Here is a 17476-nt window from a genome sequence, read left to right as displayed (position 1 = left end):
CGGAACATGCTCCGCAGTGAGATCATCGACGATCCGGCGGACCTGGAAGCCCTCGAGCCGCACTGGTGGGAGCTTTGGTCGCGCAGTCCCTCGGCGACGCCGTTCCAGTCTCCCGCATGGCTGATGGCGTGGTGGCGGACATTCGCTCCCGGCGAGCTAGCGACGGTGGCCGTCTGGAGTGGCGACGATCTGGTCGGCCTGGCGCCACTCTATCTGGAACATCAGGAATCCGGCGCGCGATTGCTTCCGCTCGGGATTTCGTTGAGCGACTATCTGGACGTCCTTTGTATTCCCAAGATCGCCGAACCGGTGGGCGCCGCCATCGCCGACACGGCTCTTTCCCTCGGCTGGTCACAGTGGATCTTACAGGACCTGCCGCCCGGCGCCGCCGGCCTTGCCATCAGGCATGCCGCGCTCGAATCGTGCCAGGCCGTCGGTCACGCCGCTTGCCCGGTGCTCGCCCTCGCCGGCGATCAGACGCTTCAAGGCTGTGTTCCGGCGCGGCGGAGGCGCCAATTGCGGCGCGCCCACAGGGCCGCGTCGAGTCGCGGCCGGGTCTTCATCGAACCCGCTTTGTCCGATCCGCAGACATTCCTCGATCACCTGATCCGCCTTCACCGCGCGCGCTGGGCCGGACACGGCGACGGCGTCCTGTCCGATTCCCGCGTGGAAGCATTCCACCGTCAGGCGCTGCCGCAGCTGGCCGCACGGGTGCTTGCCCGATGCTGGCTTATCACGATCGGTGACGCGGTCGTGGGCGCCTATTACGGGTTCCATCACCGTGGCCGCGCTTGCGCTTATCTCGGTGGCTTCGATCCGGCCTATGCCGAGGAAAGTCCCGGCGCGCTGCTCATCGGCCAGGCGATAAGGCAGGCGATCTGCGAAGGTGCGGAAGAGTTCGATTTTCTGCGCGGACAAGAGGCTTACAAATACAGCTGGGGCGCCGTCGACCGGTGGACGATGCGCAAGATCTGGACGCGGAGCAAAGGGCGATGAGCGCGACCCAGCCGGGATCTCGGCGGTCGACATCAGCAAGGCGGGTGCTGGAGGACTGCATGGCAGACGGTGCCGGCGTCGATGCCGTCATCGCCAGGCTGGCTCTCCGTTTCGAGACAGGAATCGAAGCCGCAGAACTGGCGAAAATTGCGCAAGACACGCACTCGGCCGACCCGCGAAAGACGGCAAAACTGCAACGGATTGCCGACCTGCTCCAGCGCAGGCCCGAAATCTTCGCCACGCTGCGCAAAACGGGTGGTGCCGTTCGGCACGAGCGTGGCGAGGGCGAGACCGACGATGCGGTCGTCAAGCGGCTGGCGGCGGGGTTTGATGCGGCGGCGGCGATTTCCCCGGCGGCGAGCGTCCAGCTGTCGTCTCTGGGCAATGAGGAAAAACTCTCTGCCGCTACGGCTGAGATCGTTGCTTGGCTGGAGAGGCGAGGCTTTACCGGCACCAGCCGCGATATACTGGACATCGGCTGTGGTATCGGTCGGTTCGAACAGGCGCTCTCTGCTCTGTCGCACCGGATCGTCGGCAGCGATATATCCCCGGCGATGATCTCGATCGCCCGCCGGCGATGCGCGGGGCTCGGCAATGTAGAATTCCACCCTACCCGCGGTTTCGATCTTGCCGATTTTTGCGATGCCAACTTCGACCGCGTGCTGGCTGTCGACAGCTTTCCCTATCTGGTGCTGGCCGGCCTCGCGGAGCGACATTTCGTGGAAATCGCGCGCGTGCTGAAGAGGCCAGGCATGGCCGTGCTTTTGAATTATTCATATCGCGGATCGCCGGCGCTGGATCGCGCCGACGTTCAAAGCTTCGCCAATGCAAATGGCATGCAAGTCCTCGTCGATGGCGAAAAGCCGTTCCGGCACTGGGACGGCGATGCCTTCCTGCTTACGATTTCCGGCGGAACATTGCGGCCCAACGCTGGTTCGGATGCCGAACGGGATAAGCCGCTATTCGACAGTATGAAGGAGGACAAGATGGCGTCCGGCAGCAAGAAGCACATCGGTCGCGGCAGTCACGGCAAAGGCGCTGGCGCTGGCGCGATGACCGATCTTCCCAAGGACAAGATCGGAGAGAACGCCGTTCTGTCCAACAGAGACAAGAAGCAGCACACCAAGGAGCGTGGGCTCGACGGCAATCGGGTCAAGTCCGAGCAGTACCAGGATCGTTCAGCGGATCGGCGGCCTGAAGAGTGATCGTTGCGGCAGCATGTGGCTTGCAGCCGGCGAGCAATTGAAACGCCGTGAGAGCTAACCGCTGACGAAGCTGTGCAAGGACCGAAACCGGTCGCATGGATAGTCTGCAAATTCTTGCAAACTCGCACTGTTGCCACCAGAGTGAGGTGAAGGGACCAACATTTGCCAAGAGAACGCGATGGCTCGCTCAAGGGAAGATTCCGTCAGCACGCGTGCCGATCTGACGATAGACCGGGAAATCGCTTCCTTGCTTGCGGCCATCGAACAGGAAAGGGTTCCTGACCGGCTGACCAAACTTGCGGTCGAATTGCAGCATGCGCTTGTCGAAAGGCGCTTGCGCGGAACCAGTAACTAACGTGACATATATTAGCGGCGCCTCTCGGCTTCGAAGTCCAGTTGTCCTTCGGACAGATAGCTGCGCCTTTCCATCAGGGTTTGCGAGGAACTTTCGCCAAGGTATTCCAGCACGCCGGCGCGTGCCCTGTTGAGCCGGCTCTTCACGGTTCCCACCGCGCAACCGCATATTTCGGCCGTTTCCTCATAGCTGACGCCCAGCACGCCTATCAGCATCAGAACCTCGCGCTGGTGCTCGGGAAGCCTCTGGATGGCCTGGTGGACTTCCTTGCCCTGTACGGACCATTCCTGCGTCGCTTCCGAGATCGGCCGAAGCGAAGCGCAGTCGAGCAGGCCGGGCGCTTCCCTCACCGCAGCCCTGACACGCGTGTAGTAGGTGTTGCGCATGATGGTAAAGAGCCATGATTTCATGCGCGTTCCAGCCTCGAACTTGTCAATGTTGGCCAGTCCCTTGGTCAGCGTCTCCTGAACCAGGTCGTCGGCATCATCGGGAGTGCGGCAGAAGGTACGGGCGAAAGCCCTCAAAGCGGGTATGAGGTCGACGATGGAAACTTCTTCGGTTTCGCGGGTCGCCAAGGCGTAGGCTGTGGGTGGCAATGGTCCAGCTCCCGTCCAGAATGAGTTCGTGAGCGCAGACCAGTTAAATGCATTGGGCGAAAGATCGTTCCGGTTGGCGAAAATCACCCGGCTCCAGAAACCTTCCAGAAACCAGAGAGGGCTTGGCTGGGCAATCCCGGCCGACGGCGGCATTTTTGACGGAACAACCACCGGGATCGCCGAGTTCAAATCAAGGTCGTCCGACAATTCGGGCGCCGCTATTTGGCGCGTCGGAATGCGATCTCGCAGCGGCCTTGGCGCCACCTCAAGGACGGCCCATCTCAAGAAACAGGAGGAGTTCATGACAGGAAACAAGCACGCCAAAGGCAAAACGCCGGCCGATAGCGATCTTGCCAACGATCCCGGCATCGGCAGTTCCAGGGGCACGATCAAGGAGGGCGACCGGCTCGATCAGGGCAACAACACGTTCGAAGGCGATGTCGAGAACGACACCACGCCGCAAGGCGGTATCAATCCCCGGCAAAAGATGCGGACCAACAAGTGACGCCAGGACCGGCTGCGCCCGATCGAAAAAACCCGCTGCAACCCGTGCAGCAATCCCGCGTTAAAGAGCATGGGCCTCGTGTCCGCCCCCGGGCGTTGATGCGACAAGTCTTTCGCGGAGACACAGATGACAACAAAATCGTTTGGCCGCCCCGTTCCAATTCTCGTCGGCCTTGGTTTCCCTCGCTATGTCGAAAATATTTGGCAGGCCTATGACGTGTTAAACGAATGGCCTAGTCGCGGTCCAGCGCACAAGGCGGCGTTCGACGCCTGTCGCGCCGGGCTGGCCGACGAGCTCGATGCCGAGACGGTACACGCGGCGTTCGAAACATTCGCCCGCAAGGCGGGCATTCTGGCGCACGATATCGCAGCCGAAATACCTGCGAAGGCCCACGATGGTTGGCTGAAGCTCCCGTCGGACGGCCCGGTAGACCCTGGAGGCTGATTACTCGCAGCCTACATGAAGCGGCCAGCTGCGTGAACGGGAAGGAATATGATGCTGAGAATAGAGTTCGATACTCCTGTTTGCATCTATTTCGGCAAGCCCGGGCGATCGCGATTGGTCAGTTCCGTTTTCGAAGCAATATATTGCCTGAACAGCGAGAAATGGCCGGCGCGCAACGCTCCGCTGGCGCTGGTAGCCGCTGATGTATTGAACCGCGCCCGGACCGGTCAAATCACGGCCGCCAAAGCACGCCAGGCATTTGTAGACGCCGCTTGGGAGGCGAACATTCTTGTCGAAGGCGAGCCGCATGACGCGCGTGCCCCGACAGCCCTCATGTCGGACAGCGGATGAACCGGCAGGGGCTGCCTTCCCGCAGTTCCGTCCAGGCCAACCCTATCACGAATGGCTCGCGCCCTCGCCCTCCTTCTCCCCCTTTTGCCTGAGGATTTCGTCCGTTCCGACCAGCTTCTTCGATCCGCCTGGGATCGCAGTGGAGACGACCGCCGGCGGGTCGCTTGCCGGGAAGGAATCTTCCAGGCCTGCCTGCAACTGGTCTTCCAGCGTTTGCGGCTCTTCCGATCGGCCGGACGTCCTGCGGGCGTCCAACTTCTCCAGCGGCTGTGTCATGTCCGGTGAAGACCTGACTTCTCGAATCCAGCCATAGAGCTGTTCGATGGCAAATTCCTTCATCGTGTCGAAATCGGCCTTTTCGTCACGCGATGCCTCGATTTGGTCGACCATAGTCTTCTCGAACCGGTCGAGGCTGTCGCTTCCGCAGGCGCGGCAGAGACGGACCAACGCCTCGCGCAATATGAGCGGCGCAAAGTGCGCGGTCGCCTCGAGCCTGAGCTGCTGCAAACGCTCCGGGGTGGCGGCTTGGACCTTTGACATGTTCGACCTCTCGCCTTGTGGAGCATGTCAACGAAAATTGTCGGCGGATGTTCCATCCATGACGGCCGCTGCATAGCTCGATCCTCAGCGGTGCGCGCCACCACCGACTGCCATGCGCATACCGAGACCGACGACGAAGCAACCTGCCAGCCGCTGCTGCCAGAGCCTTACCTTCGGCCTTTTCATGATCCAGGCCCCGAGCGTGCCGGATGCGAGTGCATATGTGCCCAGCACCAGCACACCGGTCATTTTCTGGGTGCCACCGAGCAGCAGCAATTGCAGCGTGACCGATCCGCGAGCAGGATCGACGAACTGCGGAAGGAAAGCCACCATGAAGGTTAGCGGCCAGGGATTTATCAGATTGGCGATCATTCCTTCGCGTGCGGCTACAAGCGGTCCGACATTGTGCGGCTCCTTGACGGCGACGCTGGCTGACGGCAACAACACCAAACGCGATCCAAGCCAAACCAGATAGGCTGCGCCTGCCCAACGAAGCATGGCAAAGGCAAGCGGCGATGCCTGGACGAGCGACGATATGCCGAGGGCAAGGAGCGGCAACTGGACCATGCCGGCGCCGAAGGTCATTCCCAGGACGGTGAACAGGGCAACATCACGGCCCTGCCCGATGCCGCGCGCAATCACCAGCAGACTGTCGGGCCCCGGCGGCATCTGCATCAGGATGACCGTTCCGACAAAAGCCGTCCACGAAGCGGGATCCATGCCGCTACTTCGCCCCGGTTTCGTAAGATGCCTTCGCGCCGTCCTTCAACCGGCCGGCATCTCGCATCATCTTGAGCGCTTCGTCCCTCGTCAGGCCGCACCTGCGGGCAAAAAACTCGATCTCATGGGCCAACTCGGCCGGCAGGTCGTCTTTTACATGCATTCTTCGCTTGTGTTTGCGCGCGCCCATCGAGGCTCGGTCCCGTATGCGTTAGTCCTCCCGAACTCACATCGGATCAGCCGGTTCCCACTCCCTGACCAATTCGCTTGCGCAAGTTTCTCACGCGCCGTCTGGCCGGCCGACCCTGTCCATGAGTTCGTTCAGGAATGCGAGCAGCGCGTCTTCGGGATCGTCGGCCTCTTCGGTCAGCATATCAATGCCCCAGTGGCCTAGGACAGCCTCCTGGACGATGCTCGGCTGCGGCATAAAGATGAAGGATTTCGGACGGTTCTTCTCGTAGCCGGAGCGGCGCCAGGTCTGCCAAAGCCTGTGCAACAGCAGACGAATGTTCATGTCCGACATGCTGTAGCCGATGAACAGGATAGTGCGCCCGAGCGCGTCGGCCCGAAATTTCACATCGAGCGGCGAATCGAACGATAGCCGTTCAAAATAATCGGTCTCCGCCAGAACCAGTGATTTGTCGTCGTCGAAATCGCCGTGGAATTTTATGATCTGCGTCACCTCGCCAGTGGCCTTGGGCAAATCCTTGGCATTGGCCACCTTCACAAAAGGCCGGCCATGGATCTCGAAGGCAACCTCGAGGTTGCGATCATAATTGGTGGTGTAGATAATCGGAAAATCGAGCGCCACGATGAGCTTGTGGATTGCCGACCGCTGCACTTTTTCCCGCGACACGCTCCATTCGCGATCCATCCAACTGCGCAAAGGACCGAGGCTCCCCTGCTTCAGCCGGTAGTATTCGGCAAGAGCCTGATAGCTGGCCTCCGGTGCGCCGATCATGTCCTCGTGAAGGCCGAGTTCCTTTTGCATGTGCTCGATGAGCTTTTGCCAAGACGGCAAGCCGACGCTCATCGACACCCCGGCTCCAACGAACAGGATCGCTCGTCGCTCTTTCACTGATTGAGCCAATTGCTCGACTGCAGACTGCATCCGACACAACTGCGATAGGTGCCGCTCCGTTCCAGCCGAGCCCGGGCCACCGGGAAGAGTAACTCCGATTTCCGATGGAATGTGCCCCGAGCGCCGGCCACCGAGTTGGCTCACCACATCCGATATTTATTTCGTTCCCTTTGGCACTTCTGCGCCTCTCACGCGTTGGGAGTGTTCAACAAACACGGCGCAGCTAATGGATCGCCAGCGGATTGCCTCAGTCGCATTATGTGTGTTCCTGCTTACGATCGGCGCCATCCAGCAAAAGGCTTGGGCCCAAGCACCTTGCCCGGCCGACCACGACAAATTGTTTGCCGCTCTCAAGGCCAACGTCAAAGCCAGCGGCGGCCCCGGCAATGGCGGTTTCGACACTAATGAATGGGCGGCAGTCGTGGCTCGCGACGGAACGGTCTGCGCCGTCGCGTTCAGCGGGCCTACCGCCGATGCCCAGTGGCCCGGCAGCCGGCTGATCGCCGCCGAAAAAGCCAATACCGCCAACGGGCTCAGCCTCGCCCAGATGGCGTTGTCGACCGCGAACCTCTATGCGCCGGTGCAGCCTGGCGGGCCTCTATTCGGCCTGCAGGCCACCAATCCGGTCAATCCAGCGGTGGCCTATGCGGGCGACCCTTCGACATTTGGAAGCTCCAGCGATCCGATGCTGGGAAAGCCGATCGGCGGTGTCGTCGTGTTTGGCGGGGGCCTGGCTCTCTACGACGGCAAGGGGATCGTCGGGGCTCTCGGGATAAGCGGCGATTCTTCCTGTGCCGACCACAATGTCGCCTGGCGCGTGCGTGCCGCACTCGGGCTTGACAAGGTACCGGCCGGCGTCAACCCAAACCGCAAGGACGCTATCATTTACGACCTCGATCCCGGCGGCAAGAGCCCTTCCGGATGGGGGCATCCATTGTGTGCCGGAACCGAAGCGGACGTGGCTGCCGAGCTCGGCGCCGGCGTCGGCGGCTCGATACGCAAATGAGGAAAGCGCGACAGGTGGCAAGAATCAGCGTGTCTAAGGACGGAAAAAGACCAATGGCCGCGATGCTGGGATGGACGCTGCTGGCCGGCTTCGCGCTGATTACCGCGGCGGTTGCTCAGTCAACGTCAAGCCCCGCGATAAATCCGCCGGCCGCAGCCGCTCCGCCCGACGACGGCCAGTGGGCGATGCCGGCAAAGAACTACGCCTCGACCCGCTACAGCGATCTCGCGGAGATCACCGAAGACAACGTCAAGACCCTGCAGGTGGCCTTCACCTTCTCGACCGGCATCAACAAGGGCCAGGAGGCTGCGCCCCTGGTGGTCGGCAACACGATGTACATCGTGACGCCGTTTCCCAACATCCTCTACGCGCTTGACCTTACCAAGCCCGGCGCGCCGATGAAGTGGAAGTTCGAGCCCAATCCCGAACGTGCGGCGCAGGGCGTTGCCTGTTGCGACGTGGTCAACCGCGGTGCAGCCTTCTTCGAAGGGCGCATCTATTTCAACACGCTCGATGGCCACACGATCGCCGTCGATGCGGCCACCGGCAAACCGGTCTGGAACACCCACATCGGCAACATCAACATCGGCGAGACCATCACCATGGCGCCGCTGGTGGTGAAGGGCAAAGTGCTGGTCGGCAATTCCGGCGGCGAAATGGGCGTACGCGGCTGGATCAAGGCGCTCGACGCCGGCGACGGGCACGTCGTCTGGACGGCCTACAATACCGGCCCTGACGCCGAGGTGCTGATCGGTCCGGATTTCAAGCCGCATTACGACATGGACAAGGGCAAGGATCTCGGCGTCACGTCGTGGCCGCCCGACGCCTGGAAGATCGGCGGCGGCAATGTGTGGGGCTGGATCTCCTACGACCCGGACCTCAACCTGATCTTCCATGGCACTGGAAATCCCGGCCCATGGAATCCGGATCTGCGGCCCGGCGACAACAAATGGACCGCCGGCATCTTTGCCCGCGATCCCGACACCGGCGCAGCCAAATGGTTCTACCAATGGACGCCGCACGATTTGCACGACTACGACGGCATCAACGAGCAGGTGCTGCTCGACATGACCTGGCAGGGCAAGGCCCGCAAGGTGCTGGTGCGGCCGGAACGCAACGGCTACGTCTATCTGTTGGACCGCACCACGGGCGAGGTCCTGTCGGCAGTGCCGTTCGGGCCGGTCAATTCCACCAAGGGCGTCGACCTCAAGACCGGCCGGCTGATTGTAAATCCGGACAAGAAGACCGGCACCGGCAAGGTAGTGCGCGACATCTGCCCGACCGCGTCCGGCCTCAAGGACTGGCAGCCTTCGGCGTTCTCTCCCAAGACCGGCCTGCTCTACATTCCGCACAACAATATGTGCATGGATGAGGAAGGCCTCGAAGTGAATTACATCGCCGGCACGCCCTATGTCGGCATGAATGTGCGCATGATTCCCGGGCCGGGCGGCAATCGCGGTGCTTTTACCGCCTGGGATGTCGCCGCCGCCAAGCCGGCGTGGAGCCTGAAGGAGAACTTTCCGGTGTGGAGCGGCGCCGTCGCCACCGCTGGCAACGTCGTGTTCTATGGGACGATGGAAGGCTGGTTCAAGGCGGTCAGCGCCAGGACCGGCGAACTGCTTTGGCAGTTCAAGACGTCGTCCGGCATCATCGGCCAGCCGATCACCTATCGCGGCCCGGACGGGCACCAATATGTCGCGATTCTTTCGGGCGTCGGTGGCTGGGCCGGCGCGATCGTATCCGGCGATCTCGACCCGCGCGACGCCACCGCCGCGCTCGGCTTCGTCAACGTCATGAAGGATCTGAAGGATGTAACCACGCCGGGAGGTACGCTGTATGTGTTCCGGCTGCCTTGAGACGATCGGCCGAGACGCGCGCGCGCGGAGAAAATCTTCTCGGCGGTTTGGCGTCGCGGTCGGCGCACTGGCGCTCTCGCTTGTTGCCGCCGTTGCCGATGCGCGCGAGCTGAGGATCTGCGCCGATCCCAACAACATGCCGTTCTCCAATGCCGCGAGAGAAGGCTTTGAAAACAAGATTGCCGAACTCGTCGCCCGGGAGCTTGGTGCGACTGTTTCCTACACGTGGTGGGCACAGCGGCGCGGCTTCGTCCGCAACACGCTGAAAGCCGGCTTGTGCGATCTGGTGCCCGGCACGCCCGCCAACCTAGAGATGCTGCGCACCACCGCGCCCTACTACCGGTCTTCCTATGTGTTCGTGACACGCAAGGATGCGCCGGAAATCACGTCCTTCAACGATCCTCGCCTGCGCGATCTGCACATCGGTGTCCAGCTGATCGGGGACGACGGCGCCAACTCGCCGCCCGTCGAGGCGCTTGGCCGTCGCGGCATCGTCGGCCATCTCATCGGTTTCCCCGTCTATGGCGACTATTCGGCGCCGAACCCGCCAGCACGCATCGTCGAGGCGGTCGCGAATGGCGACATCGATATGGCCGTGGTCTGGGGACCGCTGGCCGGCTACTTCGCGTCCAGGCAGAAGGTGGCGCTGCGGATCACGCCGGTCTCCCCGCGCGTGGACGGCCCGCAACTGCCGATGATCTACGACATCTCGATGGGCGTGCGCCGTGGCGACGATACGCTGCGCAGCGAGGTGAACGCCGCCCTGACCAGACACCGCGCCGATATCGACGCGATCCTGGCGGCCTACCAGGTGCCCCGCTTCGACCCTGTCGGAGCGCCTTGAAATGAAGCGCGGTCTTCCCTTGCTGGTGTTCGCAATCCTCGCGGTTGCCGGGTGCCAGCGTGAAGAACGCGACACGCGTCCACAGTCGGCGCTCGGCTCGGGCGACCAGCCGGCAGCCGTGACGGCCCTCGAGCCGGGCGGCCAACGGCCGGCCTCGTCCGACACCAAGGCCGGCGTGTTCGAGGCCAACGCCTTCCACCTCAGCGAGGGCAAGCGTCTGTTCAACTGGTTCAACTGTTCCGGCTGCCATGCCAATGGCGGTGGCGGCATGGGTCCGGCCCTCATGGACCAGAAGTGGCTCTATGGCAGCTCGATCGAAAGCATCCACGCCACGATCAGAGACGGCCGGCCGAACGGAATGCCGAGCTTCCGTGACAAGATCCCGGACGACCAGATCTGGGAGCTTGCCGCCTTCGTCCGCGCGCTGAGCGGCAACGCATCGAAATCGGCCGCGCCGAGCCGCGACGACGACATGATGCCCCATCCGTCCGAAAATCGCCTGCCGGATGCCGCCACGCTGGGGAAGTCGCCGTGAACCGCCTTGTTTGCAGGGTGTGCTGCGGCGCAGCCTGCATGCTGCTCCTTGCAGGATGCAGCGGCTGGCAATCCGCGCTCGACCCGAAAGGGTCGGCCGCGGGCGAGCTTGCATGGCTGATCTGGTTTTTCACCGCGCTGTGCACGGTGGTCTGGCTTCTGGTGATGGCCATGCTGATCGTGCCATTGGCCCGGCGCGCGGCGCCCGTCGGCGATCCGCTTGTCCTCGATGCTGCCGCCGAGCGCAGCAAGATGCGAATTGTCGTCGCCGCACTCGCCGCAACCGCCCTGATCCTGGTCGGCCTGACGCTGCTGAGCTACTTCTCTAACCGGACGCTCGCCGCCATCGGCTCGAACACGGCGCTGACGATCCGCGTGACCGGGCATCAATGGTGGTGGGAGGTTCGCTACGAAAACGATCAGCCGAACCGCATCCTGACGACCGCCAATGAAATCCACATCCCGGCGGGCGAGCCGGTGCGGCTCGTAGTGACCTCGACGGACGTCATCCATTCCTTCTGGGTGCCGAACCTCTCGGGCAAGCTGGACCTCATTCCTGGCCACGAGAACGTTCTCGACCTCAGGGCGGACAAGCCCGGCGTCTATCGCGGCCAGTGCGCCGAGTTCTGCGGCGCGCAGCATGCCAATATGAGCACCTTCATCGTCGCCGAACCCCGGCCCGTCTTCGACGCGTGGCTGAACGACCAGCTGCGGCCGGCGGCCGCCCCCGTATCCGCTGAAGCCAAAGCCGGCCACGACCTGTTCCTCAAGCGGCCATGCGTGATGTGCCACAAGATCGGCGGCACTATCGCCGGCGGTACGGTCGCTCCCGACCTCACCCATGTAGCAAGCCGGCGGACGCTCGCTGCCGGAACGCTGGCTATGAGCCGCGGCAATCTCGCGGCCTGGATAGCCGATCCGCAAGGGATCAAGCCAGGTGCCCACATGCCCGTCGTTGGACTGAACGGGGACGAATTGAATGCGATCGTAGCCTATCTCGAGGGCCTGAAATGAGCAGCGCCGACCTGGCCCATGAGCGGGACCTCGCCAAGCAGCGCGAGGCGACACAAAAGGGCGACCTGGCTCCCGAGCGCGATGGTCCTCGCGATACCGGCCTCGACGACGCAAGCCTTGAGCGTCGGCTGGCGCGGACATGGCGGACGGCTCCGGGCATCATCGGTGCGCTGTCGAGCGTCGACCACAAGATCGTTGCGCGCCGCTATTTGATCACCGCTTTCGTGTTCCTGTGCCTCGCTGGCCTCAGCGCCGTTGCCATGCGCGTCCAGCTGTCGGGGCCGGAGCGCGGGCTGATCGGGCCCGACCGTTACAACCAGCTGTTCACCATGCATGGCGTGACCATGATGTTCCTGTTTGCAGTGCCGATCGTTCAGGCGACCGGCATTTACCTCGTTCCGCTGATGGTCGGCACCCGCAACATCGCCTTTCCGCGCCTCAATGCATTCAGCTTCTGGATTTATCTCTCGGGTGGCCTCTTCGCCTGGGTGTCGTTTGCACTCGACATGGCACCCGACGTCGGCTGGTTCTCCTACGTGCCGCTGTCCGGTCCTGAATTCGGGCCAGGCAAGCGCTCCGACGTGTGGGCGCAGATGATCACCTATACCGAAGTTTCATCGTTGGCGGTCGCGGTCGCCACCATCGTCACCGTGCTGAAGCAACGCGCGCCGGGCATGTCCCTGGATAAGATTCCGCTCTACGTCTGGGCGATGCTGGTCACCTCTTTCGTGATCGTATTCGCTATGCCGGCGGTCATGATCACGTCGACGTTCCTGATCCTCGACCGCCTGGTCGGCACCCATATCTTCAATCCCGCCGAGGGCGGCGACGTACTGCTCTTCCAGCACCTGTTCTGGTTCTTCGGCCACCCCGAAGTCTATATCATTTTCCTCCCGGCCACCGGCATGGTGTCCTCGATCATTGCCGCTTTCGCCCGGCGTCCGGTATTCGGCTATCTAGGCATGGTTCTGTCGCTGATTGCGGTCGGGTTTCTGTCGTTCGGCCTGTGGGTCCATCACATGTTCGCAACCGGCCTGCCAAAGCTCGGCGCGAGCTTCTTCACGGCATCGAGCATGCTGATTGCCATCCCGAACGGGCTGCAGATCTTCTGCTGGCTGGCGACATTGTGGGACGGAAAGCCGATAGTCAGGACGCCGCTGCTGTTCGTGTTCGGCTTCTTCTTCACGTTCGTCGCGGGCGGCCTGACCGGCGTGATGCTGGCGTCGGTGCCATTGGACCTGCAAGTGCACGACACCTATTTCGTGGTCGCGCATCTCCATTACGTGCTGATCGGCGGGTCGGTATTCCCGCTGCTCGGCGCGACCTATTTCTGGTTCCCCAAAATGACCGGCCGGATGATGAGCGAACGTCTCGGACGCTGGCACTTCTGGCTTGCCTTCATAGGCTTCAATGCGGCGTTCTTTCCGATGCACATTGTCGGCCTGTGGGGCATGCCGCGCCGGGTCTACACCTATCCGGTTGAGCTCGGCTGGGGCAACATCAACCTGTTCATCACAGCCGGCGCTGTCGTCCTGTTCCTGAGCTTCGTTCTGTTCACTATAAACCTGGTGTACAGCGCCTCGAGGGGCGCCCCGGCCGGGGACAATCCCTGGAATGCAGGCACGCTAGAATGGGCGACGAGCTCTCCGCCGCCGAGCTATAATTTCGCTCGGATTCCGGTGGTTAGCAACGCCGAGCCGCTCTGGGCCGAACGTGACACGCTGCCTGTCGCGACCGGGCTTCGCGTCGACGCGCGCGAACTTGTTATTTCGACCGTGGCTGAGGCGCATCCCGATGTGCGCGAGAAGTCGGCGACGCCGTCGATCTGGCCATTGTTCGCTGCGCTCGCGATCGGCGCCACCTTTCTCTATTCAATCTTCAGCCCTTGGGCAGTGGTCTGGGGAGCCGGGCCGATCGCCATCACTTTGATCGGTTGGTTCTGGCCGAAAGGCGATCCGGAGGATGAGGAATGAAACAGCGTTCTGCCGCCGATCTTTCCGACCTCCCGACCTTCGGACTCGGACCGCGCAGCCCGACCTGGTGGGGCACTCTCGCCTTCATGGCGCTGGAGGGCACCGGCTTCGCGCTCGCCGCAGGCACCTATCTTTACCTCGCCTATCTGTCGCCCAAATGGCCATTGGGCGTGCCGCCGCCCAACCATTGGCCGGGTACCATCGTCACGCTGTTGCTGCTCGCAAGCGTGGTGCCCAACCACATACTGAACCGCTACGCGGAAGCCTGTGCCATGGTGCCCGTGCGCATCGGCCTGATCGTCATGTCGCTGCTCGGTATGGCGCCGCTTGTCGTGCGGTGGTTCGAATTTCCGGCCCTCAACATCTATTGGGACACCAATGCGTACGGCTCAATGCTGTGGGTGCTGCTCGGCCTTCACACAACGCATCTGATTACCGACGTCGGCGACACGCTGGTGCTGACGGCCCTGATGTTCACGCGCCATGGCTATAGCGGCCGGCGTTTCGGGGACGTTGGCGACAACGTCTTCTACTGGGACTTCGTGGTCGCAACCTGGATCCCGATCTATCTTTTGATCTACTGGATGCCGAGGCTTGACTGAGATGCGTGCGCTTCGCTTGGGCACATCATGGGGCGGGCTGTTGTCCGGGCCCTTGGCCTGGGCGGTGTCGACGCAGCTGAATTATGCGTTCGTGGAGTGGCAGTGCGCGCACGGCATTCCCCTCATACCGGTCATTGCGCTGGTGCTGACAGTGCTGGCCTTGCTTGGCGGCGTGCTGTCGTGGCGGGCGCGCCAGCAAGGCGGTGCCGCCTTTAAACCGGATCGTACGCGCGCCACGGAGGATTTCGTCGCCAATATCGGCATTCTCAGCGCGGTGCTGTTTGCACTGGTAATCATCATGCAAGGCGCCGCCTCTCTCATTCTTGACGGCTGCCTGCGATGAGCTTCGACGCGCTGTTCTCGACATCGATCTGCTACGGTGCCGGCGCCCCGCAGGCCGGCTGGACGCTGGCGTTGCCGATCACGCTGCCGCTGACCGTCGCCGTACTGCTTTACGCGGCAGGCGCCTTTCGGCTGTGGCGGCGGAGCGCCCGCAGCCGGCCGTTGCGGCTACGGCAGGCTATGCTGTTCGCGGCCGGCTGGGCCATCTTGGCGGCCGCACTGGTCAGTCCGCTCCATGCATTGGGCGAGCGCATCTTCACCGCCCACATGATCGAGCACGAGCTGTTGATGGCGGTGGCGGCGCCCCTGCTGGTCGCCTCCTGCCCGGCGGCGGCGATGATGTGGGCATTGCCGACCAAGCTGCGGCTGGCATTTGGCGCAGCCGGGCACGCGAAGGTGCTTCGAACCGTGTGGGCCGCCGTCAGCCGCCCTGTAGCCGCGACCTTCCTGCACGGCGTCGCGATATGGGCATGGCACGTTCCGGCGCTGTTCGAGGCGGCGCTTGCACGGGGTGTCCTGCATTATGCGCAACATACGAGCTTCTTCGGTACGGGGCTGCTGTTCTGGTGGGTGCTGCTGCCGCGCTCAGGCCGCGAACAAGCCTATGGCAGCGCAGTCATGCACCTTTTCTTCACCTCGCTGCACACCGGCCTGCTCGGGGTACTGCTGCTGGTCTCGCCAAGGCTGTGGTATCCGGCAAACGACGCCGGCGCGGAATTGTGGAACCTTAGCGCGCTGGAGGACCAGCAGCTCGCCGGCTTGGTGATGTGGGTTCCTGCCGGTCTGATTTATGGCGGAGCCGCGTTGCTGCTGGCCGGTCTGTGGATTCGCGCAAGTGGACAGAGAAGATGGGAGGTGTCGCATGCGCTCCGCGCTGTCTAAGCTGGTCATTGGTGCTGGGGCGGTAATTGCCGTGCTGGCCGCAGCTTGGGCGGCGCTGACGTTTTGGCCGGAGCGCCTCGGCCAGGTTGCTTATGAGACTGACAATGCCACCAGCAGCATTGGCGTGCGCGCCACACCGCGCTTCACTCCGTCCGGGTCCATCCTCGGCGCCGCGGCAATTGTCGTGCTCGTTGCAGTTCTGGCCGGGATCGCGTTGTACTTCGAGCAAAGCCGTCGAGTGGAGCAGAAGGCCGACAATGCAACCGGCGGTGTTGGCGCCCGCGCCATACCCATCATGATGGCCAATGGCTGTGCTGGATGCCACACGATCAGCGGCGTTCCCGGCGCGCAAGGGTTGGTCGGGCCGCGCCTGGATGCCGACTTGGCTACCCGGGTCTATATCGGCGGCGTCTTGCGCAATAAGCCGGAGAACCTGGTCCGTTGGATACGCGCCGCAAGGGAGGTCAATCCGCACACGGCAATGCCCTCGACCAGAATTTCCGAGCAGGAGGCGCGGGATATCGCGGCCTACCTCTATTCGCTGAAATGACACGATTGCAGCATTTCTTGAAGAGCAGGGTTAACTGCAACACCTCGCCAGGAACAAATCGGCATAGCCACGGTTTGGTTCTACACGTCAAATCGCGAGGAAGTCCTATGGATACCGATGTCAATTCCGAAACCCGCTCGATCTTCATTGTCGGGCTGCGCAACGCTCACGCCATGGAGAACCAGGCACTGTCGATCATGAAACCTCAGGTCAAGCGGATCGAGAACTATCCGCAGGTCGCCGACCGCCTGCAGCAGCATATCACGGAGACCGAAGGGCAGATCGCCCGCCTGGAATCCATTCTGGATGGCCTCGGTGAGGACCATTCCACATTGAAGGATACGGCTATGTCGATGGTCGGCAGCATGGCCGCGATGGGACATTCCGTAGCCGGCGACGAAATCCTCAAGAACAGCTTCGCCAACTTTGCATTCGAAAATTACGAGATCGCCGCTTACAACTCGTTGCTCGTACTCGCCGAGGCCGGAGGGTTTAGTCAGGCAACCAGCTCTCTTCAGCAGAATCTCCGCGAAGAAGAGAAAATGGCCGACTGGTTGAAGCAGAATCTGCGCGGCGTCACTTTGCAATACGGCAGGCTGCGTGAGGCGGGAGAGACCGCCAAGAGTTAGGCCGCCCCGCTGGCCGAGAGGAATTCCTGGCAACCACCCAGTCGAATTGACGGGGTGGTTGTTTTTTTCAGAATGGAGAGTGCTGCTGAGACTGTGCGCTTTGCCGTTGGCCAGACACGCTTCATAGAGCCCGAAGAACCGAACGGATTCAGAGCGAAGAAGCGGAACGAACCGGAGCGCCTACGTTCTAATAACTTGAGTGTCGCGACCACATTTGTGTGCGGAACGTTGCGGACTCCTAGCCGACTTCGATGTTCCAACCGCGACGCAACCCGCGGTCGGAATAGCCACGAACGACCGCAGCGCTATCAGGTCGTTTCGGGAGACTCGTTCGATTTGGGAACCTCGTCGGTCTCCGGCAAACGATCGCGAATGGCTTCCTCGGTTTTGCTTGCCGTCTTTTTCACGACTTTCTCGACGCGGTCGACCAACGTCTCGGCGTCGCCGCTGG

Annotated in this window: 22 protein-coding genes and 1 pseudogene; 17 read left to right on the top strand and 6 right to left on the bottom strand. The window is 62.4% G+C overall.

Annotated features, from left to right (window positions below):
• Positions 1 to 6: 6 nt before the first annotated feature.
• The 3 genes and pseudogenes from NKJ46_RS00115 (at position 7) to NKJ46_RS00105 (ending at position 2201) form a co-directional block, all read left to right on the top strand.
• Complete coding sequence (locus tag NKJ46_RS00115) at positions 7 to 996, top strand: GNAT family N-acetyltransferase (protein ID WP_352660322.1); 990 nt, start codon at positions 7 to 9, stop codon at positions 994 to 996.
• A pseudogene (locus tag NKJ46_RS00110) lies at positions 993 to 1760 on the top strand (class I SAM-dependent methyltransferase); the annotation flags it as partial. The gene NKJ46_RS00115 and the pseudogene NKJ46_RS00110, both read left to right, overlap by 4 nt.
• A gap of 222 nt (positions 1761 to 1982) precedes the next feature.
• On the top strand, positions 1983 to 2201 hold the full coding sequence (locus tag NKJ46_RS00105; RefSeq protein WP_352661288.1) for a hypothetical protein: 219 nt from the start codon (positions 1983 to 1985) through the stop codon (positions 2199 to 2201).
• Between the two features lie 187 nt (positions 2202 to 2388).
• Here the strand turns inward: NKJ46_RS00105 and NKJ46_RS00100 are convergent, their stop codons facing one another.
• The gene (locus NKJ46_RS00100) at positions 2389 to 2517 is read right to left on the bottom strand and encodes a hypothetical protein (protein ID WP_352614925.1); all 129 of its coding nucleotides are present in this window, start codon (positions 2515 to 2517) and stop codon (positions 2389 to 2391) included.
• Positions 2518 to 2567: 50 nt separating this feature from the next.
• Positions 2568 to 3131: a sigma-70 family RNA polymerase sigma factor gene (locus NKJ46_RS00095; protein ID WP_352661285.1), complete on the bottom strand. Its 564-nt coding sequence runs from the start codon at positions 3129 to 3131 to the stop codon at positions 2568 to 2570.
• 322 nt (positions 3132 to 3453) lie between these two features.
• On the opposite strand from NKJ46_RS00095, the gene NKJ46_RS00090 reads away from it, so the two are divergent.
• From NKJ46_RS00090 to NKJ46_RS00080, 3 genes are all read left to right on the top strand, one after another.
• Positions 3454 to 3657: a hypothetical protein gene (locus tag NKJ46_RS00090; protein WP_292657608.1), complete on the top strand. Its 204-nt coding sequence runs from the start codon at positions 3454 to 3456 to the stop codon at positions 3655 to 3657.
• Between the two features lie 126 nt (positions 3658 to 3783).
• A complete protein-coding gene (locus NKJ46_RS00085) occupies positions 3784 to 4101 on the top strand; it encodes a DUF982 domain-containing protein (protein ID WP_352660318.1) in 318 nt (105 codons plus the stop codon).
• A gap of 48 nt (positions 4102 to 4149) precedes the next feature.
• On the top strand, positions 4150 to 4452 hold the full coding sequence (locus NKJ46_RS00080; protein ID WP_352660315.1) for a DUF982 domain-containing protein: 303 nt from the start codon (positions 4150 to 4152) through the stop codon (positions 4450 to 4452).
• A gap of 45 nt (positions 4453 to 4497) precedes the next feature.
• Here the strand turns inward: NKJ46_RS00080 and NKJ46_RS00075 are convergent, their stop codons facing one another.
• The 4 genes from NKJ46_RS00075 to NKJ46_RS00060 form a co-directional block, all read right to left on the bottom strand.
• Positions 4498 to 4992, bottom strand: coding sequence for a hypothetical protein (locus NKJ46_RS00075; protein WP_352660312.1), 495 nt, complete (start codon positions 4990 to 4992; stop codon positions 4498 to 4500).
• An 84-nt stretch (positions 4993 to 5076) separates the two neighbouring features.
• Positions 5077 to 5712 (bottom strand): LysE family translocator, encoded by a 636-nt coding sequence (locus NKJ46_RS00070; protein WP_352660310.1) that lies wholly within the window; start codon positions 5710 to 5712, stop codon positions 5077 to 5079.
• Between the two features lie 4 nt (positions 5713 to 5716).
• Positions 5717 to 5902 (bottom strand): hypothetical protein, encoded by a 186-nt coding sequence (locus NKJ46_RS00065; RefSeq protein ID WP_352660307.1) that lies wholly within the window; start codon positions 5900 to 5902, stop codon positions 5717 to 5719.
• A 90-nt stretch (positions 5903 to 5992) separates the two neighbouring features.
• Entirely contained in the window at positions 5993 to 6823 is an 831-nt protein-coding gene (locus tag NKJ46_RS00060) for an SIR2 family NAD-dependent protein deacylase (protein WP_502903341.1), read from the bottom strand.
• Between the two features lie 196 nt (positions 6824 to 7019).
• Between NKJ46_RS00060 and NKJ46_RS00055 the strand changes: the two genes are divergently transcribed.
• The 11 genes from NKJ46_RS00055 (at position 7020) to NKJ46_RS00005 (ending at position 17025) form a co-directional block, all read left to right on the top strand.
• Entirely contained in the window at positions 7020 to 7799 is a 780-nt protein-coding gene (locus NKJ46_RS00055) for a heme-binding protein (protein ID WP_352660302.1), read from the top strand.
• Between the two features lie 53 nt (positions 7800 to 7852).
• A complete protein-coding gene (locus NKJ46_RS00050; RefSeq protein WP_352660299.1) occupies positions 7853 to 9655 on the top strand; it encodes a methanol/ethanol family PQQ-dependent dehydrogenase in 1803 nt (600 codons plus the stop codon).
• Positions 9636 to 10499, top strand: coding sequence for a substrate-binding domain-containing protein (locus NKJ46_RS00045; protein ID WP_352660296.1), 864 nt, complete (start codon positions 9636 to 9638; stop codon positions 10497 to 10499). Before NKJ46_RS00050 ends, NKJ46_RS00045 begins: the two co-directional genes overlap by 20 nt.
• Position 10500: 1 nt before the next feature.
• Complete coding sequence (locus NKJ46_RS00040; RefSeq protein WP_352660293.1) at positions 10501 to 11034, top strand: c-type cytochrome; 534 nt, start codon at positions 10501 to 10503, stop codon at positions 11032 to 11034.
• A 38-nt stretch (positions 11035 to 11072) separates the two neighbouring features.
• On the top strand, positions 11073 to 12047 hold the full coding sequence (coxB, locus tag NKJ46_RS00035; protein ID WP_352660290.1) for a cytochrome c oxidase subunit II: 975 nt from the start codon (positions 11073 to 11075) through the stop codon (positions 12045 to 12047).
• The gene (gene ctaD / locus NKJ46_RS00030) at positions 12044 to 14020 is read left to right on the top strand and encodes a cytochrome c oxidase subunit I (RefSeq protein WP_352660287.1); all 1977 of its coding nucleotides are present in this window, start codon (positions 12044 to 12046) and stop codon (positions 14018 to 14020) included. Before coxB ends, ctaD begins: the two co-directional genes overlap by 4 nt.
• Positions 14017 to 14622 (top strand): cytochrome c oxidase subunit 3, encoded by a 606-nt coding sequence (locus NKJ46_RS00025; protein ID WP_352660284.1) that lies wholly within the window; start codon positions 14017 to 14019, stop codon positions 14620 to 14622. Before ctaD ends, NKJ46_RS00025 begins: the two co-directional genes overlap by 4 nt.
• Position 14623: 1 nt before the next feature.
• On the top strand, positions 14624 to 14965 hold the full coding sequence (locus NKJ46_RS00020; RefSeq protein ID WP_352661283.1) for a hypothetical protein: 342 nt from the start codon (positions 14624 to 14626) through the stop codon (positions 14963 to 14965).
• Complete coding sequence (locus tag NKJ46_RS00015; protein WP_352660281.1) at positions 14962 to 15846, top strand: cytochrome c oxidase assembly protein; 885 nt, start codon at positions 14962 to 14964, stop codon at positions 15844 to 15846. The genes NKJ46_RS00020 and NKJ46_RS00015 overlap by 4 nt, the downstream gene beginning before the upstream one ends.
• The gene (locus tag NKJ46_RS00010; RefSeq protein ID WP_352660279.1) at positions 15827 to 16396 is read left to right on the top strand and encodes a c-type cytochrome; all 570 of its coding nucleotides are present in this window, start codon (positions 15827 to 15829) and stop codon (positions 16394 to 16396) included. Before NKJ46_RS00015 ends, NKJ46_RS00010 begins: the two co-directional genes overlap by 20 nt.
• A gap of 107 nt (positions 16397 to 16503) precedes the next feature.
• Complete coding sequence (locus NKJ46_RS00005) at positions 16504 to 17025, top strand: ferritin-like domain-containing protein (protein WP_352660276.1); 522 nt, start codon at positions 16504 to 16506, stop codon at positions 17023 to 17025.
• The last annotated feature ends 451 nt before the right edge of the window (positions 17026 to 17476 follow it).

Source organism: Mesorhizobium sp. M0166, assembly GCF_040322255.1.
In the GTDB taxonomy this organism is placed as follows: domain Bacteria; phylum Pseudomonadota; class Alphaproteobacteria; order Rhizobiales; family Rhizobiaceae; genus Mesorhizobium.
This window is presented reverse-complemented; position numbering and strand designations above follow the sequence as displayed.